The sequence below is a fragment of the Robinsoniella peoriensis genome (assembly GCF_000797495.1).
Lineage (GTDB): Bacteria > Bacillota > Clostridia > Lachnospirales > Lachnospiraceae > Robinsoniella > Robinsoniella peoriensis.
In genome coordinates this window covers 635,092-656,891 of sequence record NZ_JTGN01000002.1, presented here as the reverse complement: position 1 = coordinate 656,891, position 21,800 = coordinate 635,092, and the positions used below count along the sequence as shown (strand labels likewise).

The following is a 21,800-nucleotide window of genomic DNA, read 5'->3' as shown; positions in this document are numbered from 1 at the left end:
AGCAAAAAGCAACAGAAAGCGGAATGAAACGCAGGAATACTAATTACTTCTGACTAGGCAACACTATCATAGGAAAGACGTCTTACATTTTCTTCGTTCCTTACTAATTGGTGACTTTCTAAAAATGAGCGCAAAAAAGAGGTATCGTGCCCCTTAAAATAATGGATATATGCGTGTATTCATGTCACCCAATAGGAGCTATAAAAGTCCGTATTCATGGGCGTTACAGACACTGAAATGCCAAGGGCAGGGACTTTATACACCTACCCATCAAAATGGCATTCTACTGCGTGACAAAACGAGCGCACCGCCGCTTTGACGATACGCTCGTTTTTCCACACACTGTTTGTCAGCCGTTTTATTAGGTTAATTGTTACGTCCTTATCCCTATTTAACGTGCCCCCTGTAAACCTCTTTTTTAAAAGGAAACAGCGGTATTGCCCCCCCAAAGACCAAGCGCCTTCTTCAGAGCCATCATTGGAATCGGCTGTTGAATAATTACTCCATAATAGGCATTGCAAAATAAAACTCCACTCCGTCCGTACAATTGTTAACACCATAATCCATATCCTGCATAGCCAGTATCTGCGCCACAATCGCAAGTCCCAGTCCTGAACCGTTGTGATTTGCCCGGTTACTCTTATAAAATTTCGTCCAGATTTTTGAAAGCTGCTCTTCCGGAATCGTCATTCCCTGATTATAAATGGAAAAGTACAGCTTAGAGTCTGCAACGTGAACAGAGATCCTTATGATCCCACCGGGTATCACGTTCTTTTTCCCATTAATAATCAGATTATCCAATACCTGCTCCATTCGTCCCTTATCCGCATTGACATAAACCTTTTGCCCCGGCAGCTCATACTCCAATTGAAAATCATCGTCCGGAATATCCATTAACAGCCTGCCTCCAACTGTTTCCGTAAATTCTATAAAATCAAAACGTTCCGGCAGAAGCTTTACTGCACCGGCTTCTAATGCTGACAGATCCAGTAACGAAATGATCATCCGGTTCATAAGCTCTGTTTCAGAAACAATGACCTGGGTATATTTCTTTTGTTTTTCCGGATCCGTTTCATCCTGCAGGCCTTCTGCATAGGCACGAATCACGCCTAACGGCGTCTTCATTTCATGAGACAGATGATCTGTCAGTTCTTTACGCTGGGCAAGGAGCTTTTGTTTTTGCTCTACATCCTTTTCCAGTTGGGCATTGACGCTTTCCAACTGCGAAAGTGACTGCTGCAGGTTAGACGCAAGCGTATTTAAGCTGACTGATAATTCTCCGAACTCATCATCGGATTCGATCGTACATGCCTGGGAAAAATCTAATTTTGCCATTCGTCCTGCTGTTTTATTGAGTAAATCTATCGGATTTGTAATATATCGGCCTAATAAATAATTAACGCCCAGGATTGTACAAAGCATCAGGAAAAACCATATGACAGAAGCAGCGGCACTGCTCACCGGCAATTCTTCCACCAGAATATAGAAAAAAACAATTGCCCCACCAGCTGCTTTCGAGAGAAAAAAGACCTTTTTTCTTACGGTGCGAATCCCGAATAATTCTTTTACCTTATTACATCTATTCATAACGATCCCTCAAATTTATAACCGGAACGGATAAGTGTAACGATGAGACTGCCTTCACTTCCCAACTTTTGCCGCAAGGTCTTAATATGGGTATCTACCGTACGGCTGTTGCCTTCAAAATCATATCCCCAAATCCGGTTTAGAAGCTGATCCCTGGAAAATACCTGTCCTTTGTTCTTCATAAATAAGTACAGTAATTCATATTCCTTATGGGTAAGTTCTATCCCCTTCCCATCCACATATACCTCGTGGGATCCCGGTATTAGCGTAATCTTCCCTGCATTGACAAAATCTGTCGCTACCATCAGTGAACGTTTTAAAAGTGCATTCACCTTTGCCAGCAGTACCCCTGGACTAAAAGGCTTCGTAATATAGTCATCTGCACCATAGCTGTATCCCCTTAGCTTATCTTCTTCCTCTCCTTTTGCTGTGAGCATTATAATAGGCATGCCGCTCATTTCCCGTGCGAACCTGCAAACAGAAAAACCATCCATATGAGGCATCATAACATCTAATATCATTAAATCCACAGGAGTATTTTTTAAAATAGTCAACGCATCAATCCCATCATCAGCCGTCAGGCATGAATGCCCTCCTCTTTTCATATACTCTACTATAATTTCCTGCATATTCTGTTCATCTTCTACAACTAAAATCTGTGCCATAACAGTTCACCATCTCCTTTCGGGAGCTCCTGCTCATTTGTTTCTGATTAAATACTTCGTTTTATATATTTGGGTTTAGCTGATTAAGACGCTTTGTAGATGTAGGTAGTGTACGGAAAGAGAAGGGGACGGACCAGGACATTGGTTTGGAATGCTTACCGCAGAACTGGCATTTTCTAACCTTCCCGGAGCACTTTTTGGCGGCCCGCGGGCATTCGCTSCGAAATCCTGATGCATTTCGCAGCTCACTGCCCGCTTACAATCCGATGGGAGCCAGTCGAATTGTATCCGCCAAAAAGCACTCCGGGAAGGTAAGTAAATGCTCAGCTCTGCTATACGCCTTCCAAACCAATGTCCTGGTCCGCCCCCTTCTCTTTCCGAGATAGCATTCGTTGATACAAAGCTGGTTTTCTCAGAATGATGGGACCCCGGGGGTGTGGCATGCCGGACGCGACTGGCGTAAAGCAACTGATCTTGAAAACTGAATTTGTATTTCATTCTGTAACCAGAAAAAGGAGCAAACTTCCATCTTCTTTTACGCAAACAGCCGAAACATACTGCGCAGCATCTAATAAAGAATAGCCGGCCACAGCCCAGGGGGCCAACCCTGCTGAGAAAACCAGCTTTGTATCAACGAATGCTATCTCGGAAAGATGGGTGTGGGAAACTGGTATGGGCGGAGGAAGCGTAGAGCAGAGCTGAGTATTTACTTACCTTTTCGAAGTGTTTTTTGGCGGATAGTATTCGACTGGCTCCCATCGGATACTAAGCGGGTACTGAACCGAGAAATGCATCAGGATTTCTCGGTGAATACCCGCGTGCCGCCAAAAAGCGCTTCGGAAAGGTTAGAAAATACCAGTTCTGCGGCCAGCTGACGGAGCCCATGCCAGTTTCCCACACCCATCTTTCCGTACACTACCTACATCTACAAAGCGTCTTAATCAGCGAAACCCAAATTTAAGATAAACTATCTGCTTATACCAAACATACACCATATGATATTTAACCGGGATTTGTGCTTCCAATAAATTGGAACCAGCAAAAATCAAAGTCACTGCCGGGCAGAAAAACAAAGCTCAGAGACTGGTATCCTTTTCTGTTTTCCACCTGGAACTCCTGTTGTGAAACCTGATCTCTGTGTTCAAATTCCAGAAGCTGTACATATTCTCCCTCACCTGAAGCAAACCGAAGCTGAATGGCATTCTTCTCCAATGGTGTATATCCGCAGATAATTAGTTTTAATGCTTCAGGTTCCCCCAGATCCATCTGGTCAAACTGAATGGTCACATTGTTACCAATATGCTTAATTCCGCTGTCTGTCCTTTGAAAGCTATCCCCGTATACGCTTGTGCATTCTACGGCTTTCAGCCTTTGATATGCCTTTTTCAGGCGCTTAAAATAAAATCCTTTCAGATGTATTTTCTGATGGACAACAAAGCAGATGCCGGTCACTCCTTGAAGCCTCCGGTTCAGGTGATAAGTTTCCTCCTGGTAAACATTCCAGACAGATGGTTTTCGGTAGATGACTTCTCCCACAAGGCTGCTGCCCGCTTCTCCCGGCATCCCCTCCCAGATCTGTATCGGATATTCTTCATCTGTGAGGGCAAATATTGGCAGTGTGATCTCATCTGATCCAAATTCTCCAAAATCTATACCGTGGAAGCCAATCTGAGTCTCTCCATCTCTGGCTGTAGCAACTCCATGTTCGTTGCCATTTCCCACTGCTCCCCTGCTATAATCATACAGCCCGCCGGAAATCATACGATAGGGGTCAAGCCAGGCTTTACCCAAACCGCACACTTCAAAGTTCAATTCTGAGATGATTCTTATCTGACCGCTTCCACTTTCGGACATACAGCGCAGCCGGAAATTCCCGTCACTTTTCGCCGTTACCCTAGCCTGCGTGCCATCTGCTTTTACTTCCGCCAGAGAAGACGGGATACCACCATCATCCACTGCACACCACACCACATTGCGGTCACTGGCACCCGGCGGATAAATAACTGCTGACACTGCTACTTCCCGATGCGCTTCATTTAATCTGGTTCCCTCCGGGCAAAACAGCCTGACTGCGCGAACCGGTATATCTTCGGCAGCTTCCGCTCTCATTTCTTCCATTTCTATTCCAAAGGTTTTCTTTTCCATACCTTCCTGCTCATACAAATCATCTGTTGGAATCTCAATCCTGGCTCCGGCCAGCCCGGAGGACACGGCTTCAACAATCACACTTCCCCTTCCCATTCCCGGTGCGGCCACAGCCAAAAGTTTTCCGTTAAACAGTTTTTTGGAATTGGTCTTATACCCATCGGTATCTGTGCTGTCTCCATTATCCAGGCCCACAAGATATCCCGGTCCCAACACCCTGACAAATATCCGGTTTGACGCATTTTCCACCGGGTTTCCATCTGTATCTTCTGCGGATATCTCGATAAATGCCAGTCCCTGCCTGTCTAACCGCGTGCAGCTGCTTCTCATCACAACTGCTGCCGCTTCACCAAAAGAATGGCGGGTCTGAACTGCGATCACGCTGCCCTTGCAGTCATAGGCGCAGGCTTTTAATTCCCCCGGTGTATATGGGATCTGCCAGTGCCCCAGCAGATTTCTGCCGTTTTTATGATCAATTTCATGGCTTCCCAGACACTCCCCATTGAGAAATAATGCTACCTTCGGCGCATTTGAACAGACACGGATATCGATCAGCTGACCTTCATTAAAATCCCAATATGGAAATAAATGAACCATTGGCCTTTCCTTATAATCTGTCCACTCCGCCTGATAGATGTAATAAGAATCCTTTGGAAAACCTGCCGTATCTACCTGCCCGAAATAAGAATTTCTCGTATGATAGGGCGTCGGTTCTCCAATATAGTCAAAACCCGTCCATAGGAATTGACCACAGGAGAACTCATGGTCCCGTTCTGCAATAATACAGCTCTCAGAGGACGGGGCACCCCAGCTGGTAGTGGAATTCCCCAGGGCTGAGCACTGACTGTCAGCATCCGCAAGGACAGACCTGCTGTATGGAAAATGATATACCCCCCTGCTCTGGACGGTTGAGGCAGTCTCACTTCCATAGATGATCCAGTCAGGATGTTCAAGATGATGGGCATCATAGTATTTTTCTGCATAATTGTAGCCTGCAAGCTTGATAATATCTGCACACTTCTTTGCATTTTCCCAGGGCATATAATTAGATCCGATGGTGATGCAGGCATTGCCGAGGGGATCATGCTTCCTCACCTCCCCACACAATACCCGGGTTAGTTCCTGCCCTCTTTCACTGATATGGGTGTCATATATTTCATTGCCGATGCTCCACATGATCAGACTGGGATGGTTCCTGTCGCGGCGAACCCAGCTTGCCACATCCTTATCATACCACTCCGGGAAAAAACGTGCGTAATCGAAAGGTGTTTTCGAACGTTCCCACATATCAAATGCCTCTGAAACTACAAGCATTCCATATTCATCTGCAAGTTCCATTACATCGGGAGCCGGCATATTGTGGGTCAGGCGGAGGGCATTTACCCCCATCTCACGCAAAATTTCCATCTTCCGCCGCATTGCACCAGAATGATATGCCGCACCCAGACATCCCAGGTCATGATGTTCACATACACCGTTTAACTTTAATTTTCTATTGTTAAGCAGAAACCCTGATTCGGGTGAAAATGCTATAGATCTGAATCCTATGGTGTAAAACTCCTCCTGCCACAGTTTCCCATCTGCCATAAGCAGAACTCTGATCCTGTAACGGACAGGTGATTTCACATCCCAGATACCGGGATTCCATACCCTCTCACTTACGGACGCCAGCCAGAAGCCTTCCCTTTCCTGGGGCTTTGCCGATACCCTTTCTTCTCCACTGGCAAACGCTGTCCGTTTTCCTGTCTGCATATCCCAGAGTTCATATTCCACCCGGAATGCAGTTTCAGAATTTTCTTCTTCCATTTTAGCATCTTTTTCCGCTTCTTCTCCGGCTTCTATTCCAGCTTCTATTCCGGCTTCTACTCCGCCTTCTATTCCAGCTTCTACTCCGCCTTCTATTCCAGCTTCTATTCCGGCTTCTACTCCGCCTTCTACTCCGCCTTCTATTCCGGCTTCTACTCCGGCTTTTTCTTTCGCACTGACACATAATTCTGTCCGGATGTCAATCTGCCACTCCTGATTTTCCTGCTTCTTTACTGTGATGTAGCTGCCATCAGATATAAGGTATGACTGATGCTGTACTTTCAGCCATACATCCCTATATATGCCTGCCCCGGAGTACCACCTGCTGTTTGGAGCCTGGTGTGCCACGCGGACCAGAATCTCATTCTGCCCTTCTTTCAAATAGGCTGTAATATCCACCTCAAAGGTAGAGTAACCATATTTCCATTCTGCAGCCTTTTCACGGTTAATGTAAATGGTGCTGTCCATATAGACACCTTCAAAGCGCAGCACCAGACGCATATCCTCTTCCCGCTGCCAATCCTGATATTTCCGATACCACCCGCTACCATCCTCATACAGATTGTCCGCCTGCCAGATCAGCCAGTCATGTGGTATTGATATCATTGTAAATATTGGCTGCTGCTCATCAAATGAATCTATTGTGACAGATATGGGGAGTTTTACAAACTCCCAGCCATTGTTATAAAGATGCGTACCGTATGTATTCTGTATCTGTTTATAAGCTTGTTTCCCCATTGCCTTCTCCTCTGCCAAAACTCCTTTTATCCAACCGAAATGGTGCTGCCAAAATTCCGGATTTATTACAGATCAGCCCCTGCCTGGGCGCATTCCCCCAGGCATATCGGACTGACACCGCTTCCCGGACTGCTTCGCTTTTCAGAACCGCCTGATTACCATACAGTTCACATACAGCCGGATAAAACCTCATGTCCTTTCCAGCCAGACAGAACTCACCGGGATTCTGTCCGTCTTTCGTCATCAGAATTCCATCATCCCCCACATCAAAGGTGATTTTCACCTCAGCCTTGTCACAAGACCAGCTTCTTGGCACCGGCCCTTTAAAAGTTATATTTTCTCCATATACCATGCACCTTGCTGCCTGTACGGCACGAAAAGCCACTTCCTTTTTATCCGATGGATGAAGGTCATTATCCTCCCCCAGATCCAGGTTTACAGTCACTGCGGTATCAGGGATAGCTTCTGCCGCTTTGCTTTGGGCTTCCCTTATCTCAGGCCATCCGCTGTTTTCCTCAGGAAGATCGATGGAAAACCCTGGAAGCTGTACTACAACAAACGGCAATTTCTTCTGATTCCAGCTTTTCCTCCAAGACAAAATCATTCTCTTTAACAGTTCTTCGTAATCTCCGGGTGCTTTATCATTGGATTCCCCCTGATACCAGAGCACTCCTCTTACCGTATATTTCTGGCAGGGTGCCAGCATTCCCTGGTACAATCCCCCGGCTTTACGGCATAAAAAATCCATCTCCGGAGCCTTCTTCATCGTTTTGTGTATCCGGTACTCCCAACTGCCGCTTAAGTCAACCCTCTCAGTTCCCAGAAAAATGCAGAGATCCTTTCCGGGTGTCACCCGTCCGCGCCCATCATTACAGATCAGATGAATGCAGATATTATTTTCCCCTTTTCGCAGCACACCTGCAGGCACTGTATATTTTCTGGGAGGATACTGATAACCTGTCTCACCGGTAAAAGTCCCATTGATATAAGTCCTGTCACTGTCAGTCATAGTGCCAAGCCACAGATTTGCAGGCTGCCCCCACATAGCTTCCGGTACGGTAAAATTACGCCGCAGCCAGATGCTGCCGCAAAAATCAGAAAGTCCGGCATCGGACAAATACCCCGGAATCTGAATGTTTTTCCAGTCACCTTCCGGCTGCCCGCCGGTTGGCGCCGCTGCCTGGGAAAGCCACTGGATCATGGAATCATCCTGATTCTGCAGAAATTTCTGTACTGCATCCACGTCTGCCAGCTGCCTGGCTTCCGTTAAGATATCTTCATATCCATTGAGGGATTCCATACTCATCCACGCCTCAATTCTGGAACCTCCCACGCTTACATTGATCAGTCCAACCGGAACTTCTCTAACCTTTTGCAGATACTGCCCAAAAAAGTAACACAGTGCTGAAAATTCGCCGGTATTATCCGGATGACTCTCTTTCCATTCCCCTGCTGCACAATCGGTCAGGGTATGGCTGAAATCATAATGCTCCGCTACTTTAAAATGCCGTATCCAGGAATTTTTCTTTATCATTTCTTTTGGATAGCAGTCCTTAACCCTCTGCATGGTCAGCTGCATATTAGACTGCCCGGAACAGATCCATACCTCACCTACATAGACATCTGAAATGATTCTCATCTCTCCGGCATCATTTTCTATTTTCATCCGGAACGGACCGCCCGGCGTCAGGTTGCACAGATATACCTCCCATCTCCCAGAGGCCCCGGCTTTTGCTCTTCTTGTCTGGCTCTGCAGTTCCACCACAACTTCCATACCCGGGCTGCCGGTTCCCCAGACTCTGGTTTCTCCGCCCTGTTGGAGGACGCAGCCATCACCAAACAATATGGAAGGCTCTAACATACAGCTGCACACGCCTTTTCCAGCAGTTCCGTTTTATCAGCCTTTATCTCCAGGCACACCGGATGTTTTCCCGTCAATTCACTGCTGCGCGCATCCGGCTGCTGGGTTCCTACATATATTTCATAACTGCCCTCGCCTAATATGAGATCTCCTTTATCATCACGAATGCCAAATACCCTGTCGGCAAGTTCCATACGGATTTCCTTTGATTCTCCCGGCTTCAGCTCTACTTTCTTCAGCGCCTTAAGCTGGGCATTAGGCGTTCCCGGACGTTTCGCCTTTATGTATACCTGCAGGGTTTCTGCACCGCCCATTTTTCCCTGATTCGTCAGCACGGCAGTGACCGTAACCATGGTACCCTTTTGAACTGTATCCTGGCTGACTGCAGCTTTCGTTACAGCAAAATCAGTGTAGGAAAGTCCATAACCAAATGGATACAAAGCTTTTTGCTTCATATAGCGGTAAGTTCTTCCCTCCATAGAATAATCCCTGAAATCAGGAAGTTCTTCTGTCGTGCGGTAGAATGTTACAGGCAGTTTCCCTTCCGGCGAATAATCCCCAAAGATCACGCTTGCCATGGCTTTTCCGCCCATAGCACCTGGATACCATCCTTCTATAATGGCAGGGATATGCTCATCTGCCCAGGAAACTGCCAGCGCGCTGCCGGACAGAAGTACCAGAACTACCGGCTTCCCGCTCTCCCATGCAGTTCTTAATATATCCTGCTGAAGTCCAGGAAGAGCAAGATCCGGCTTATCTCCGCTTGCATATTCATTTCCTTCGTCTCCCTCTTCTCCTTCCAGGCTGGAATCCAGCCCCAGGCAGGCAACTACCACATCACTGTGGGCACAGACCGCCCGTACTTCTGCCAGACGGTCATTCTCCTGCCCCAGTCCGCTTAAACGGGTTTTACACAGGTGACATCCCTCGGAATACAGAACCCTTATATCATCACCAACATAATCCTGTATTCCCTCGGAAATAGTATAATACCGGGATGCTGTCCCCTCATAATTTCCCACCAGTGCTTTTCTGTTGTTGGCATTGGGTCCAATGATGCCGATTGTCTTTATTTTATTTTTATCCAATGGCAGCAGATTCCCTTCATTTTTCAACAGTACAAAGGACTTTCTGGAAGCCTCGAAGTTTAGCCTGCCATGCACGGCAGTATCATTTTCTTCATATGTAATTCCACTGTATACTGTTGCTGCCTCATCAAATAATCCCAGTTTCATCCGGGCACTCAGCAGATTTGTAACTGCCTCATCCAGACGCTCTTCACTGACCATCCCCCGTTTAACTGCCTCCGTCAGGTACAGATACAGGCTGCCGCAGTTTAGATCACATCCGTTCTCCATTGCCATGGCTGCTGATTCTAAAGCGGATGAGGTTACCTTATGATATTCGTGGAAATCTTTTACTGCCCAGCAGTCTGACGTCACATGACCTTCAAATCCCCAGCCTTTTCTCAGAATCTCAGTCAGCAATGTACGGCTTCCGCAGCATGGTTCCCCATTTGTCCTGTTATACGCGCCCATGACTGCTTCCACTTTTCCCTCCTTGACACATGCCTCAAAAGCAGGAAGATAAGTTTCAAATAAATCCCGGGCATTAACCTTTGCATCAAACGAGTGACGCTCATCCTCCGGACCGGAATGGACCGCAAAATGCTTTGCACAGGCGGCAGTTTTCATATATTGGCTGTCATCCCCCTGCAGTCCTTCTATAAAGCGCACTCCCAGTCTGGAAGTCAGATAAGGATCTTCCCCGAATGTCTCATGCCCCCTGCCCCACCTGGGGTCACGGAAAATATTTACATTAGGTGCCCAAAAAGTTAGCCCTTTATAGATATCCAGATCGCCAAATTCCTGCTGCATATTGTACTTAGCACGTCCTTCTGTAGAAATGGCATCCGCCACCTCCCAGACAAGCTCTTCGTCAAAGGATGCAGCCATTCCGACTGCCTGAGGAAAAACCGTTGCAACCCCGGCTCTTGCCACCCCGTGAAGCGCCTCGTTCCACCAGTTATATGCTTTTATCCCCAGCCGTTCAATCCCTGCAGCACTGTGTACCGTCTGGGAAACCTTTTCCTCCAGCGTCATTTTCCCTACCAGCTCTTTTGCCCGTCTGCGGCATTCTAATACTTTTTCTGCTCTCATCATGCTATCCTCTTTTCTATTTTTCTGGTTATCCCGAAGCTCTGTAAATAACAGTAAAACAGAGCCGGAATGATTATATTTTAATAGATATTGATTTGTCGTTTAATTCGATGATAGCATTTTGCACAAACTATTTCTTCTCAAATCTTGCCCCATTCTCACCACATATTGCTTTAGGAGTCTTCCTTGCCTTTACACTGAAGGCATTCCCATTTCTTACGAAACTCGCTGGGCGCACAGTTTTTCATTGCACGAAAAGTCCGGTTGAACGCGCTCAATGAAAAAAATCCTGAGTTCATTGCCACGTCTGTCACACTCATCTCCTGATTGTAAAGCAGTTCCTCTGCTCTTTTCACCCGCTTGGAATTCAGGTATTCATAAAAGGTCATATTCATATACTGCTTAAAAATGCGTGTAAAATGGTATTTTGAAAATCCGCTTGCTTCTGCAACTTCTTCCAGCGTGAGATTTTCCAGATAATGTGAGCTGATATAGGAACAAGCTCCCATTACAGCCTCTATGTACACCTGCTTCTTGGCCGAAGGAATTTTTTCTGCTGTCTCGATCAGATAAACTTCCCTGCGTCCCAGTTCTACAAAAATCTCAATCAGGTTCGCATAAATCAGCGCCTCTCTGAACGTACTTTTGGAATCATATTCCCAGATAATTTTCTTCAGTTTCTCATTTATAACCTGCCAAATTTCCACATCTTTCCTGTTTGGAATATAAATCAGCGGCTGCATCATAAATAAAAGTGTTTCCATACCCTTTAATCCATAGAGTAATGCCGTATCAAATTGAAGAATGACCCGTTCCCCGGTTGGGGGAGCCTCCAATGCATGGATAACCCCGGAATTAATCAGCGCTATATCCCCTTCTTCAAGTTCCTGCCGCTGCTCTCCCACAATTACCGTATAACCGTTCTTTACCGGAATAATAATCTCAATACCTGTATGCCAGTGATCCCCATAATCTTCAAATTCCACATTATGATACAGGCGAAATCCCTGTGAATCACCGTAATTGATGGTTTCATGCATTCCATTTAAGATTTCTATCACAACTACACCTCCCTGTTTTGACTATTTCTATAATACAATGGACACAGAATCAGTATTCTGTGTCCTATTTTAAGCACTCTAAATCAAATTTTCCGGATTTAAACACTCCAGTTCCGGAACCACAAACTTTCCGTCTTTCCGGATTAATACATCATCAAAATAGATTTCTCCGCCGCCATATTCTGCTCTCTGTATCCACACAAGATCCCAATGGATGGAAGAATGGTTGCCATTGTACGCATCGTCATAGCAGCTGCCCGGGGTAAAGTGAATGGATCCCATTATTTTTTCATCAAACAGTATATCTTTCATTGGTTCCAGAACATAGGGATTTACTCCTATAGCAAATTCACCGATATACCTTGCGCCTTCGTCCATATCGAAGACTTCGTTAATCCTCTTTGTATCATTTGCAACTGCATTAATAATTTTCCCGTTTTCAAAGGTGAGAACAATGTTTTCATAAGTAAATCCCTGATACAGCGACGGCGTATTATAAGACAATGTCCCGTTTACAGAATCTCTGACCGGTGCCGTATATACTTCTCCGTCCGGTATATTACATTTTCCTGCGCAGGGAATTGCATTCATGCCTTTAATTGAAAAGGTAAGGTCTGTCCCCGGTCCTGTCATACGGACCTTATCTGTACGTTCCATGTATGATTTGAGGTTTTGCATTGCCTTATCCATTTTTCCATAATCCAGATTGCAGACTTTAAAATAAAAATCTTCAAATGCCTCCGTACTGGAATTAGATAGCTGAGCCATGGAAGCATTCGGGTAACGAAGAACCACCCATCTGGTCTTTTTAACACGGATTTCATGATGTACCGGGGTATTGTAGTATTTATCATAGATTGCCATTTTTTCTGCCGGAACATCCGATAATTCTGATACATTATTCGAACCGCGGATTCCAATATAGCAGTCCATTTTAGACATTTCCAGTCCATCTACCTCTGCCATCAGCTCCACCTGTTCCTGCATACATTCCATCAGGATATCCCGTTGTACTTTATTGCTGATAAACCGGATAAATGGAATTCCCTTTGCCGCATAGACTTCCTTTATAATCTGTCTTGCCAGCTCCTGGGTATCCTCCCCGATATAGTGGATGTAGACCTTGTCATTTTCTTTCACCTCACAGGAATAGTTCACCAGGTTGTGTGCCAGCGTTTTTATTCTTTCATCCATATTTATTTACCTCTCTTTCTGTTTTCTTATTATGCCATTCTTTGCATTTTGTATGTTGTCTTCTGTTTACTTTAGGATATCCACATATTGGCAATTGCATTCAGGGAAAGCAGAATTTACTTCTATAATATATGAAACGCCCCAGCTGATAGCCAGGGCGTCTTCCTATTTTCAGATCCTGTTGTTAAATCCCCATTACTCTCCACGCTCAGGTTCATGATTTCATATGCTTGTGACTGGCTGATTGTTCCTTTACCTGTCTCAGTTAATATAGGTGATAAATATATTTCCTGACTTTTCAAACAACTCTTTACTGTCATCCGACGGATAATAATAGGACTCTTCTTCTCCGGGCTTAAGCAGTATTGTATTATAGTTATCATAACCAACCATAACTCTGACTCCTTCCGAAGTCTGTACCAGTACCGGGTAACCGTGGCTCACATAATAGAGCACCATCTCCAGCGTACAACCGCTTAGATCCAGAACGGTCTTATCACTCAGGGACTGTTTCAGTTTTGCCACATCCATTTCTCCGTTTTTCATAATCTCAGGGACTTTTGTAATATCCAGTTCCATTTCATCTTCTTTATTACCACGTTCCCAGACATATTTCTGACGGTTATCCACTACAACTCCAAGCATTTCATCTGCCCTTCGGATAGCTGCGTTGGCATTGGCATATATGCTGTCTAATTTACCGTAGGCATATACATAATAGAGATTCTCACTCTTCTCTTTTGCCTTTACGGATACTGTATGATTGCCCTCCGGTACGACCTGGCGGCTTCTTACCACCTGCGGTGTTTTTACTTTCAGATCCTGCCCTACTCTCAGTATCATCTCCGTCTGCTTCTTATCCGTGACCTGCGTAGTCATTCCAAATGCAGAATCTTCATCAGCGGCATTGTTCACAATATGATCTTCCGCGGCTTCGGTAAAGGTATCTCCGTTCTTCTGCATCCTGGTAAGTGTCAGTAGCTTTTCAGTTATATCTGTCTTAGTTATATACAGACCTCCCGGGGTATAGTCTTTAACGGTCTCTCCCTGGCTGTTTTGAATCTGCATTGTCTTCATTGGGAAAAGTTCATTTCCTTCATGCTGTGTATTGATATCCGACGCATCTGCAACTCCGTATACCAGGTCTTCGCCCATAAATCCTATAATACGGATTCTTTCTGAATCCTGACAGGAAATCTCACGGGTTTCTTTTGTGTCCATATTCATTATGATGATAGTCCTGGAATCATATGCCTCATTTTCTTTCAGCCATGCAAAGTATTTGCCCGACTGGGATCCAGCCATACATCCCTGTTTAATATCCTTAACAATCTTCTCTACCTGCATGGTAGAAAGATTTACCTGATAGACATCTCCATCAATCAGCAGGTTAAAATCTTCCTGGTCATCTGAGACATATGTCAGAATGTCCAGGTCTTTCTTTAAGAGTTCATAGGACTCTCCACTGCTTACAAATACCCCTTCCCTGACATATCCCGAAGCAGCTTCATAATAATACAGCGCCACACCGGACTCTCCCTCGTGGCTGCCCCGGTTCATATATCCGCTGACTGTAAAGTAAATATTTCCATTGGATTCCACCTGGATAATACTGATATCATGGCGGTTGTAAACATCCCGGTAATCAGACTTATCTTTTTGGCGGAAAGTGAATACCTGGGCGACTTTATTGCTGTTTACATCGTAACTGTAAAGTTCATTTTCCTGTACAAAAGCAAAATACTGCTGCTTTTCATCTGTCATATAGGTGACATCTCTTCCGGTAATTCCAAGATTTACACCTTTTGTTGTGATGATCGAATTTTCAGGATTAAAGATCTGCTCTGTTTTCCGTTCAAAGTCCAGAAGCATAATTTTGGAATCTGCATCCCTCATTCTATAAAATTCGGTAACATTATACAGCTCTTGCTGCCCATCATCATTTTTGGCAGAGATGATGTAATTCAATACCACAGATGCCGTACTTTCATTTAATTCTTTAATCGCGGGAACCGGTTTATAATAGATCTGCGGACTTAAGGTTCCCCAGCTTAACTGATCAATGCTGGAATGAATATTCATACTTGCAAGGGAACTATTATCTCCTGTCCCGTCCGGCTCCTCCGTATAAGATGCCAGCCATTGGCTTTCATTCTTATTGAGGCATTTATCATAAAAACTCATTACAAAACTCAGATAATTCTTTGTATGCAGTCCGTCCTGCTGGAGGATCCTGGTGTAGTAGTAAATATCTTTTCCTGCACTTTTAATCTGCAGTTTTAACACATATTCCTGATTCATAAGAATGAGATTCTGTAATTTTATGGATGTTTTAACATATTCCCCATCCTCCTGATATTTGGTTACCTTTGTATTTTCCAGCGATTCTTTTCCGTCTACGGAAAGAACCTCAAAATAAATATCATCAATGGGAACTCCGAAGGTCTGAATCTGTATGTCCAGTACCCGGTCGGACGTCAGCGGCGTCAGTGTATCTCTCATAGCCGTTACCGGCATCTGTTGTACATAACCATGCAGACAATTCAGCTGCGTTCCTTCATTTGTCATATAGACCAGGGGCAGTGTGGCTGCTTTCATTTCTTTTGCCGTTTCCGTTGTACCTCTGTTGATATATTTACTGATGCCAAAAACCGCACCTATAAACACCAGCACCAAAACGCTGATTCGTATGATTATCTTTTTCATATTTGCCTCATGCCTCCTCTTTGGCATTTAAGAGTTTATTTATTGTCGGTCTGGCCCCCACCAATTCCATACATTCAGCAAGATTTTTGACTTTTTTTGGCACACCGGCCTTTACAGCCCGTATCAGAATATTTTTTGGCGTATGTTCCATATCGATAAATTCCAGAATCTGGACATTGTAACCCTCTTCCTCCAGCCTGCCGGCACGGAAAGCATCAGTCAGCAAAGCCGCCATTCTTTCTTTAATTAATCCGTACTTTAATACGGGTTCCAGTATATCATTCTGAATCTGCCCGTTTAATTCATGCTGACAGCATGGAACGGAAAGAATAACTTCTGCCCCCCATTTCACAGCCTTAGCCAGGGCATAATCTGTAGCTGTATCGCAGGCATGTAAGGTTACCACCATGTCTACGTGATCCACGCCTTCATAAGAAGCGATATCTCCTATATAAAATTCTAATTTATCATATCCATATCCTTTTGCCAGTCCATTACACTTTTCAATGACATCTTCCTTCAGGTCCAGACCGATCATATGAATATCCAGCCCCTGAAGAATCTTCAGATAGTAGTACATCGCAAATGTAAGATACGATTTTCCACACCCGAAATCTATGATCGTCACCTCTCGTGTACGGTCCAGCTGAGGCATAATATCCTCCACGAACTCCAAAAAGCGGTTGATCTGCCGGAACTTATCATATTTGGAATTTACAATCTTCCCCTCCTGAGTCATGACCCCCAGATCCACCAGAAATGGAATCGGCGTGCCTTCCTCTAACACATACTTCTTTTTACGGTTATGCTGTAGAGAAACGGGTTCTTTGGGCTTGTCCCACCTTTTTTTCTTAATGGTCATTTTCCCCTTTTTGCTCACCAGTACTGTAATCGCATATTCGACTGTATCCATCTGTAACTGTTTATAATCAGACTCCATCCAGGATTTTAACTGTTCTCTCATCTCTAGATTATCAAAATTTTTATGTATTTCCTTTTTTCCATCTGTAATTGCAGTTTGAAACTTTAATAATTCTTTATTTAAAACCGGGCGGATTTTGATCTTTGACGGGATGTCCGCTTTTTTAGCCCCGCTTACAACCGCCTGCAGCATATTTTCATCTAAATATTGTTCTAATACTTTCATTAATTCTTCCATTATTATTTCCCCTTAACGACAAGACAGGTCCCATAGATTCTCCCCATGAATAGACCATGTCTCTATTGTACTGGCTTTAGTTAAAAACCTCAACATAAATTTTTATTAAATGCAACTTTTTTAGACAATAAATGCGGTTAGCACCACAATCGCTGTCTCACTTTTAAGAAACCGGTGTAAGTTAGCCACCGGTTTCTTCATTAAATATCTTCAGACGCTTACATCAGTCCGACATTACTTTTATTGCTTAATACCATCTCCGGCAATGGCGGTGTCTGCAGCGCCTCTGGAACATCTCATGATAGAGCATTACTTCTACGAAGTCACGAAGCCAGTTCTTTCCCGGCGGATATCTTCTTCTGCTTTCCTTATTCATTGCAAAGAGGTCATCTTTATCTTCTTCCTCTTCTACTGGTACATCTTCTCTTACTTTATCATAAATACTATTTACCGTTCTCATCATGTTTACTTTATCCGGCTGTTCATCAAACATTGGGCTTCCTGCATATTCCAGATCGTCACATGCCTCTTCTACAAATAATTGGATTTTTTTTGCAATATCCGGATACATGCCTTTTAAGCGTTCCAGGTCATGTTCTGTTTCCTGCTCTTCTTTTTCCATTTCTTCATTCCGGAATACCGGATTAATTACTCTCCGCATTCTATCTGAGGAGCCATTCGGATAGTACATATATCCTGGTCTCATCTGGTTTTCCGGCATTCCCATGTCAGGTCTCATCTGGCTTCCCGGCATTCCCATGTCAGGTCTCATCTGATTTCCCGGCATTTCCATGTCCGATTCCATGTCCTGTTCCATATCCGGTTCCATATTTGAACCGGGCCACATCTGATTGCCTGGCATTGTCATGTCGGGGTACATCTGGTTTGTTCCGTTCCCCATATCCGGACGCACCTGAATTCCCGGCATTTCTGAATTTCTGTTCATACCATTTCCTGAAAATCCCTGGTTCGGCTGCATTTGCCTTCCTGACCACGGCTGGCTATTTGGCATGGATCTTCTTGGCCATACCTGGTTGTTCGGCATAGCTGAGTCAGACCACGTATTTCCATTTGGCATATTCATCTCCGGCCATGGCTGACTTTCCGGCATTGGCATATTCATCTCCGGCCACGGCTGACTTTCCGGCATTGGCATATTCATCTCCGGCCACGGCTGACTTTCCGGCATTGGCATATTCATCTCCGGCCACGGCTGACTTTCCGGCATTGGCATATTCATATCGCCATTCATTTCGGATTCCGGAATATCGTACATATCTGATTCATCCATCCATGGACTTCCCCAGTTCTGGGGCATTTCCATATCAGGTCTCATTTGATTTTCCGGCATGTTCATGTCCTGTTGGTCAGACTCCATATCCCATCCCATGTCTGCATCTGAATTACCAGGCTGTCCGGCACTTTCCATTTCCATGTTTCCGGATGACCATGGCTGTGGTCTGCTATACGATCTCTCATTCCATTCATTATCTGACTGCCATGGGTGTCTGTCTTCATTTAATCCGCCCTGGTAATCATCCCCCGGCTGCCACGGCCGTACTCCCGGATTGTACATATCCCGACGATCGTCCATTCTTTGCCATGGCTGTTGACCGCCCCAGCCCGGATCTCCATGCTGATTTCCGGATGGCTGCCACGGCTGTGTCCTGCCCCAGCCTGGATCCGGTCTTCCCGGATCCTGACGATCTGAATCACTCCCCATGGATGGCCAGACCGGTGGAATTGGCTGTGATGGCAAAGGCGGCCAGAATGGCTTTTGTGGCTGTTCCCCGCCCTGCTTATGCATCATATCGTCACAATTAGGATAGCACGGACAATTTTCTATTTGGTTATGGGGATAATTTTTATGTTCCTCCATAAACTACTCCTTTATTACGCATTTACTATAATATATGCTGCTGTGTAAAAAAGTGAAGCTTATCTGGGAAATTAATCATATTAACTTAAACCCATTAGTCTGCTTGTGTTTGAAAATATCTAATAATCCAGCCCAAGTACCGGAGTCGCCACATAGACATATGTTTTATCTTCCTCTTCATTATACCGCATGGCTATATTTACATTCACTGCCTGATCTTCCTGCATGACATAATCCGATACATAGGTAGTGTAAGCATAAATGGTATAGAGCTGCATATCCCTGTGCTCAGTTACAATCTTGGCACCCATTTCACCAAGGATTTCGTCTGCCACTTCATTTCTCTTATCTAAATCCAGCTTACCATCATAAGATCCGATTACATTGGCAGAACTTCTGCTCTGGGATGTATAGTCATCCAGCGTTTTTTCCAGCTTCTTTTTATGTGCCAGCGCACTTTCCATATCTTTATCCAGAGCAATGCTGGCTATCATATATTGTTTTGTCTCTTTTCCTTCTTCATTTGTGATAAACCGCAGAGTAGTCACAGCATGCTTAGCTTTTTTTGTCAATGAAACTTCCTGCCTTTTTTCTTCGTATGTCCGCTCTACCTTCATACCTTTCGTAATTCCAAGTTTCAAAGCCACTTCCCGAAGAAGTGCTTCCCGGTCTTCAATTGGGAGATATTCTTTATCATATGTTCCATAGTATTCCACCATACTAGTCTTTTGTTCGCTGCCTACTGTATGGAAAACCTCAATCAGCTTATTTTCTTCCGCTGCTTCTTTCCCCTGTATGATCTGAAATCCTGCAACGCCCCATAAAAGAACAATAAATGCAACCCATATTTTTTTCATACAAAAACCCTCCAATTCGTAATACCTAAGTATCACCAATCGGAGGGTTTTTATTCTCTTTTTTATTTTCCAGCCAGTTCAATTCGGATTAATGCTTTGCGCAAAGCCATTTCGGCACGCGTTACATTTATATCCGAGGGGTGGGTCTGTATTCTTCTTTCCGCCCGCACCTTGGCCTCTTTTGCACGATTTATATCAATCTCTTCCGGCCACTCTGCAATTTCTGCAAGAATTGTTATTTTTTCTTTTAAAATTTCAATAAAACCTGCATGAACAGCAGCTTCTTTTTTGCCGGAAGCTTCTGTAATGGTTACAATTCCCGGAACCAGTATGGTGGTCAGCGGAATATGGTTTTTATAAACACCAATTTCACCTTCGGAAGTATTGAGTTCTACCATACTTGCCTTTCCCTGATAAAATATCCGGTCCGGAGAAATGATCTCCAATTCAAAAAATTTTTCATCCGCCATAAAACTCCTATCTGTCCCAGACATGGACATTGATGAATGCTTCCTTTTAACTTATTATTTCACACGCTCCAGAACATCATCTATAGAGCCTGCATTTAAGAAATAACTCTCCGGAATATCATCGTGTTTCCCATCCAGAATTTCTTTGAATCCCCGGATCGTTTCACTGATTGGCACGTACTTTCCATCCAGCCCTGTAAACTGTGTGGCAACGAAAAACGGCTGGGACAGGAATCTCTGTATCTTTCTGGCACGGTTTACGATCAGCTTTTCATCTTCCGACAACTCATCCATACCTAAAATTGCAATAATATCCTGCAATTCCTTGTATCTCTGCAGAATTTCCTGAACGCCTCTGGCTACCCCATAATGTTCCTCTCCCACTATCTGGGGATCCAGTATACGGGATGAAGAATCCAGTGGGTCAACTGCCGGATAAATACCCAGTTCCACGATAGAACGGGATAATACGGTGGTTGCATCCAGATGGGCAAAAGTTGTAGCCGGAGCCGGGTCTGTCAAATCATCCGCAGGTACATAAACAGCCTGTACAGATGTGATTGAACCATTTTTTGTAGAAGTAATACGCTCCTGTAAGGCTCCCATCTCAGTCTGAAGTGTGGGCTGATAACCAACTGCTGAAGGCATACGTCCAAGAAGCGCTGAAACTTCTGAACCTGCCTGTGTGAAACGGAATATATTATCGATAAAGAGCAATACATCTTTACCGCCTTCATCACGAAAATATTCCGCCATGGTAAGTCCCGTAAGCCCCACTCTCATTCTGGCTCCCGGCGGCTCATTCATCTGTCCGAACACCATAGTTGTTTTATTGATAACACCGGATTCTGTCATTTCATAATAGAGGTCATTTCCTTCACGCGTACGCTCCCCTACACCGGTGAATACCGAATATCCGCCATGCTCTGTTGCAATATTACGAATCAGTTCCTGGATCAGTACGGTTTTACCTACACCGGCACCACCGAACAAACCAATCTTTCCGCCCTTTTGGTATGGGCAGAGAAGATCCACTACTTTAATACCGGTTTCCAGTACTTCTGTTGATGTGGACTGTTCTTCAAAAGACGGCGCCTTTCTGTGAATCGGCAAATACGCTACATCCTTAGGCGGTTCTTTATTGTCTATTACATCTCCGGTTACATTAAAGATTCTTCCAAGTGTATGTTCCCCAACCGGTACCGTTATGGGTGCACCTGTTGCGACAGCCTCCATTCCACGGACTAAACCATCGGTAGATCCCATCGCAATACATCTGACCGTATCATCACCCAGATGCTGTGCAACTTCTACTACCAGCATTTCACCATCGTTTCTTTTAATGTGTACCGCTTCATAAATTTCCGGAAGATGCCCCTCCGGAAACTTAATATCCAATACTGCACCTATGATTTGAGTGATTTTGCCTTTGTTTTTTTCTGACATTGTCTGGTTCTCACTCCTTTTTCTTTCCATATTTTACTGCATATTGCAGGCAAAAGCCTGTATTAGA

Annotated in this window: 14 protein-coding genes; all 14 read right to left on the bottom strand. The window is 44.6% G+C overall.

What is annotated here, in order from left to right; all coding sequences use genetic code 11:
* Window positions 1-498 precede the first annotated feature (498 nt).
* Window positions 499-1,587: a sensor histidine kinase gene (locus tag QR40_RS06610; RefSeq protein WP_044293965.1), complete on the bottom strand. Its 1,089-nt coding sequence runs from the start codon at window positions 1,585-1,587 to the stop codon at window positions 499-501.
* The gene (locus QR40_RS06605; RefSeq protein ID WP_044293964.1) at window positions 1,584-2,252 is read right to left on the bottom strand and encodes a response regulator transcription factor; all 669 of its coding nucleotides are present in this window, start codon (window positions 2,250-2,252) and stop codon (window positions 1,584-1,586) included. Before QR40_RS06605 ends, QR40_RS06610 begins: the two co-directional genes overlap by 4 nt.
* Window positions 2,253-3,045: 793 nt before the next feature.
* On the bottom strand, window positions 3,046-3,168 hold the full coding sequence (locus tag QR40_RS32455) for a hypothetical protein (protein WP_255348045.1): 123 nt from the start codon (window positions 3,166-3,168) through the stop codon (window positions 3,046-3,048).
* A gap of 86 nt (window positions 3,169-3,254) precedes the next feature.
* Window positions 3,255-6,941 (bottom strand): glycoside hydrolase family 2 TIM barrel-domain containing protein, encoded by a 3,687-nt coding sequence (locus tag QR40_RS06600; RefSeq protein ID WP_044293962.1) that lies wholly within the window; start codon window positions 6,939-6,941, stop codon window positions 3,255-3,257.
* On the bottom strand, window positions 6,922-8,802 hold the full coding sequence (locus QR40_RS06595) for a sialate O-acetylesterase (RefSeq protein WP_044293961.1): 1,881 nt from the start codon (window positions 8,800-8,802) through the stop codon (window positions 6,922-6,924). The genes QR40_RS06600 and QR40_RS06595 overlap by 20 nt, the downstream gene beginning before the upstream one ends.
* Window positions 8,796-10,961: a glycoside hydrolase family 3 C-terminal domain-containing protein gene (locus QR40_RS06590; protein ID WP_242858462.1), complete on the bottom strand. Its 2,166-nt coding sequence runs from the start codon at window positions 10,959-10,961 to the stop codon at window positions 8,796-8,798. Before QR40_RS06590 ends, QR40_RS06595 begins: the two co-directional genes overlap by 7 nt.
* Window positions 10,962-11,134: 173 nt before the next feature.
* Window positions 11,135-12,022 carry an AraC family transcriptional regulator gene (locus QR40_RS06585; protein WP_044293958.1) on the bottom strand — a complete coding sequence of 296 codons (888 nt, stop codon included), beginning with the start codon at window positions 12,020-12,022 and terminating at the stop codon, window positions 11,135-11,137.
* A gap of 78 nt (window positions 12,023-12,100) precedes the next feature.
* Complete coding sequence (locus QR40_RS06580; protein ID WP_044293956.1) at window positions 12,101-13,216, bottom strand: aminopeptidase; 1,116 nt, start codon at window positions 13,214-13,216, stop codon at window positions 12,101-12,103.
* 261 nt (window positions 13,217-13,477) lie between these two features.
* A complete protein-coding gene (locus QR40_RS06575; protein WP_044293955.1) occupies window positions 13,478-15,922 on the bottom strand; it encodes a hypothetical protein in 2,445 nt (814 codons plus the stop codon).
* Window positions 15,923-15,929: 7 nt separating this feature from the next.
* On the bottom strand, window positions 15,930-17,081 hold the full coding sequence (locus QR40_RS06570; RefSeq protein ID WP_027295056.1) for a class I SAM-dependent methyltransferase: 1,152 nt from the start codon (window positions 17,079-17,081) through the stop codon (window positions 15,930-15,932).
* Window positions 17,082-17,328: 247 nt separating this feature from the next.
* A complete protein-coding gene (locus QR40_RS06565; RefSeq protein WP_044293953.1) occupies window positions 17,329-18,960 on the bottom strand; it encodes a hypothetical protein in 1,632 nt (543 codons plus the stop codon).
* 119 nt (window positions 18,961-19,079) lie between these two features.
* Window positions 19,080-19,817, bottom strand: a complete 738-nt coding sequence (locus QR40_RS06560; RefSeq protein ID WP_027295058.1) for a YwmB family TATA-box binding protein — start codon at window positions 19,815-19,817, stop codon at window positions 19,080-19,082.
* Between the two features lie 62 nt (window positions 19,818-19,879).
* Complete coding sequence (gene atpC, locus QR40_RS06555; protein ID WP_027295059.1) at window positions 19,880-20,287, bottom strand: ATP synthase F1 subunit epsilon; 408 nt, start codon at window positions 20,285-20,287, stop codon at window positions 19,880-19,882.
* Window positions 20,288-20,341: 54 nt separating this feature from the next.
* Window positions 20,342-21,733, bottom strand: coding sequence for a F0F1 ATP synthase subunit beta (atpD, locus tag QR40_RS06550; protein WP_027295060.1), 1,392 nt, complete (start codon window positions 21,731-21,733; stop codon window positions 20,342-20,344).
* Window positions 21,734-21,800: the final 67 nt, after the last annotated feature.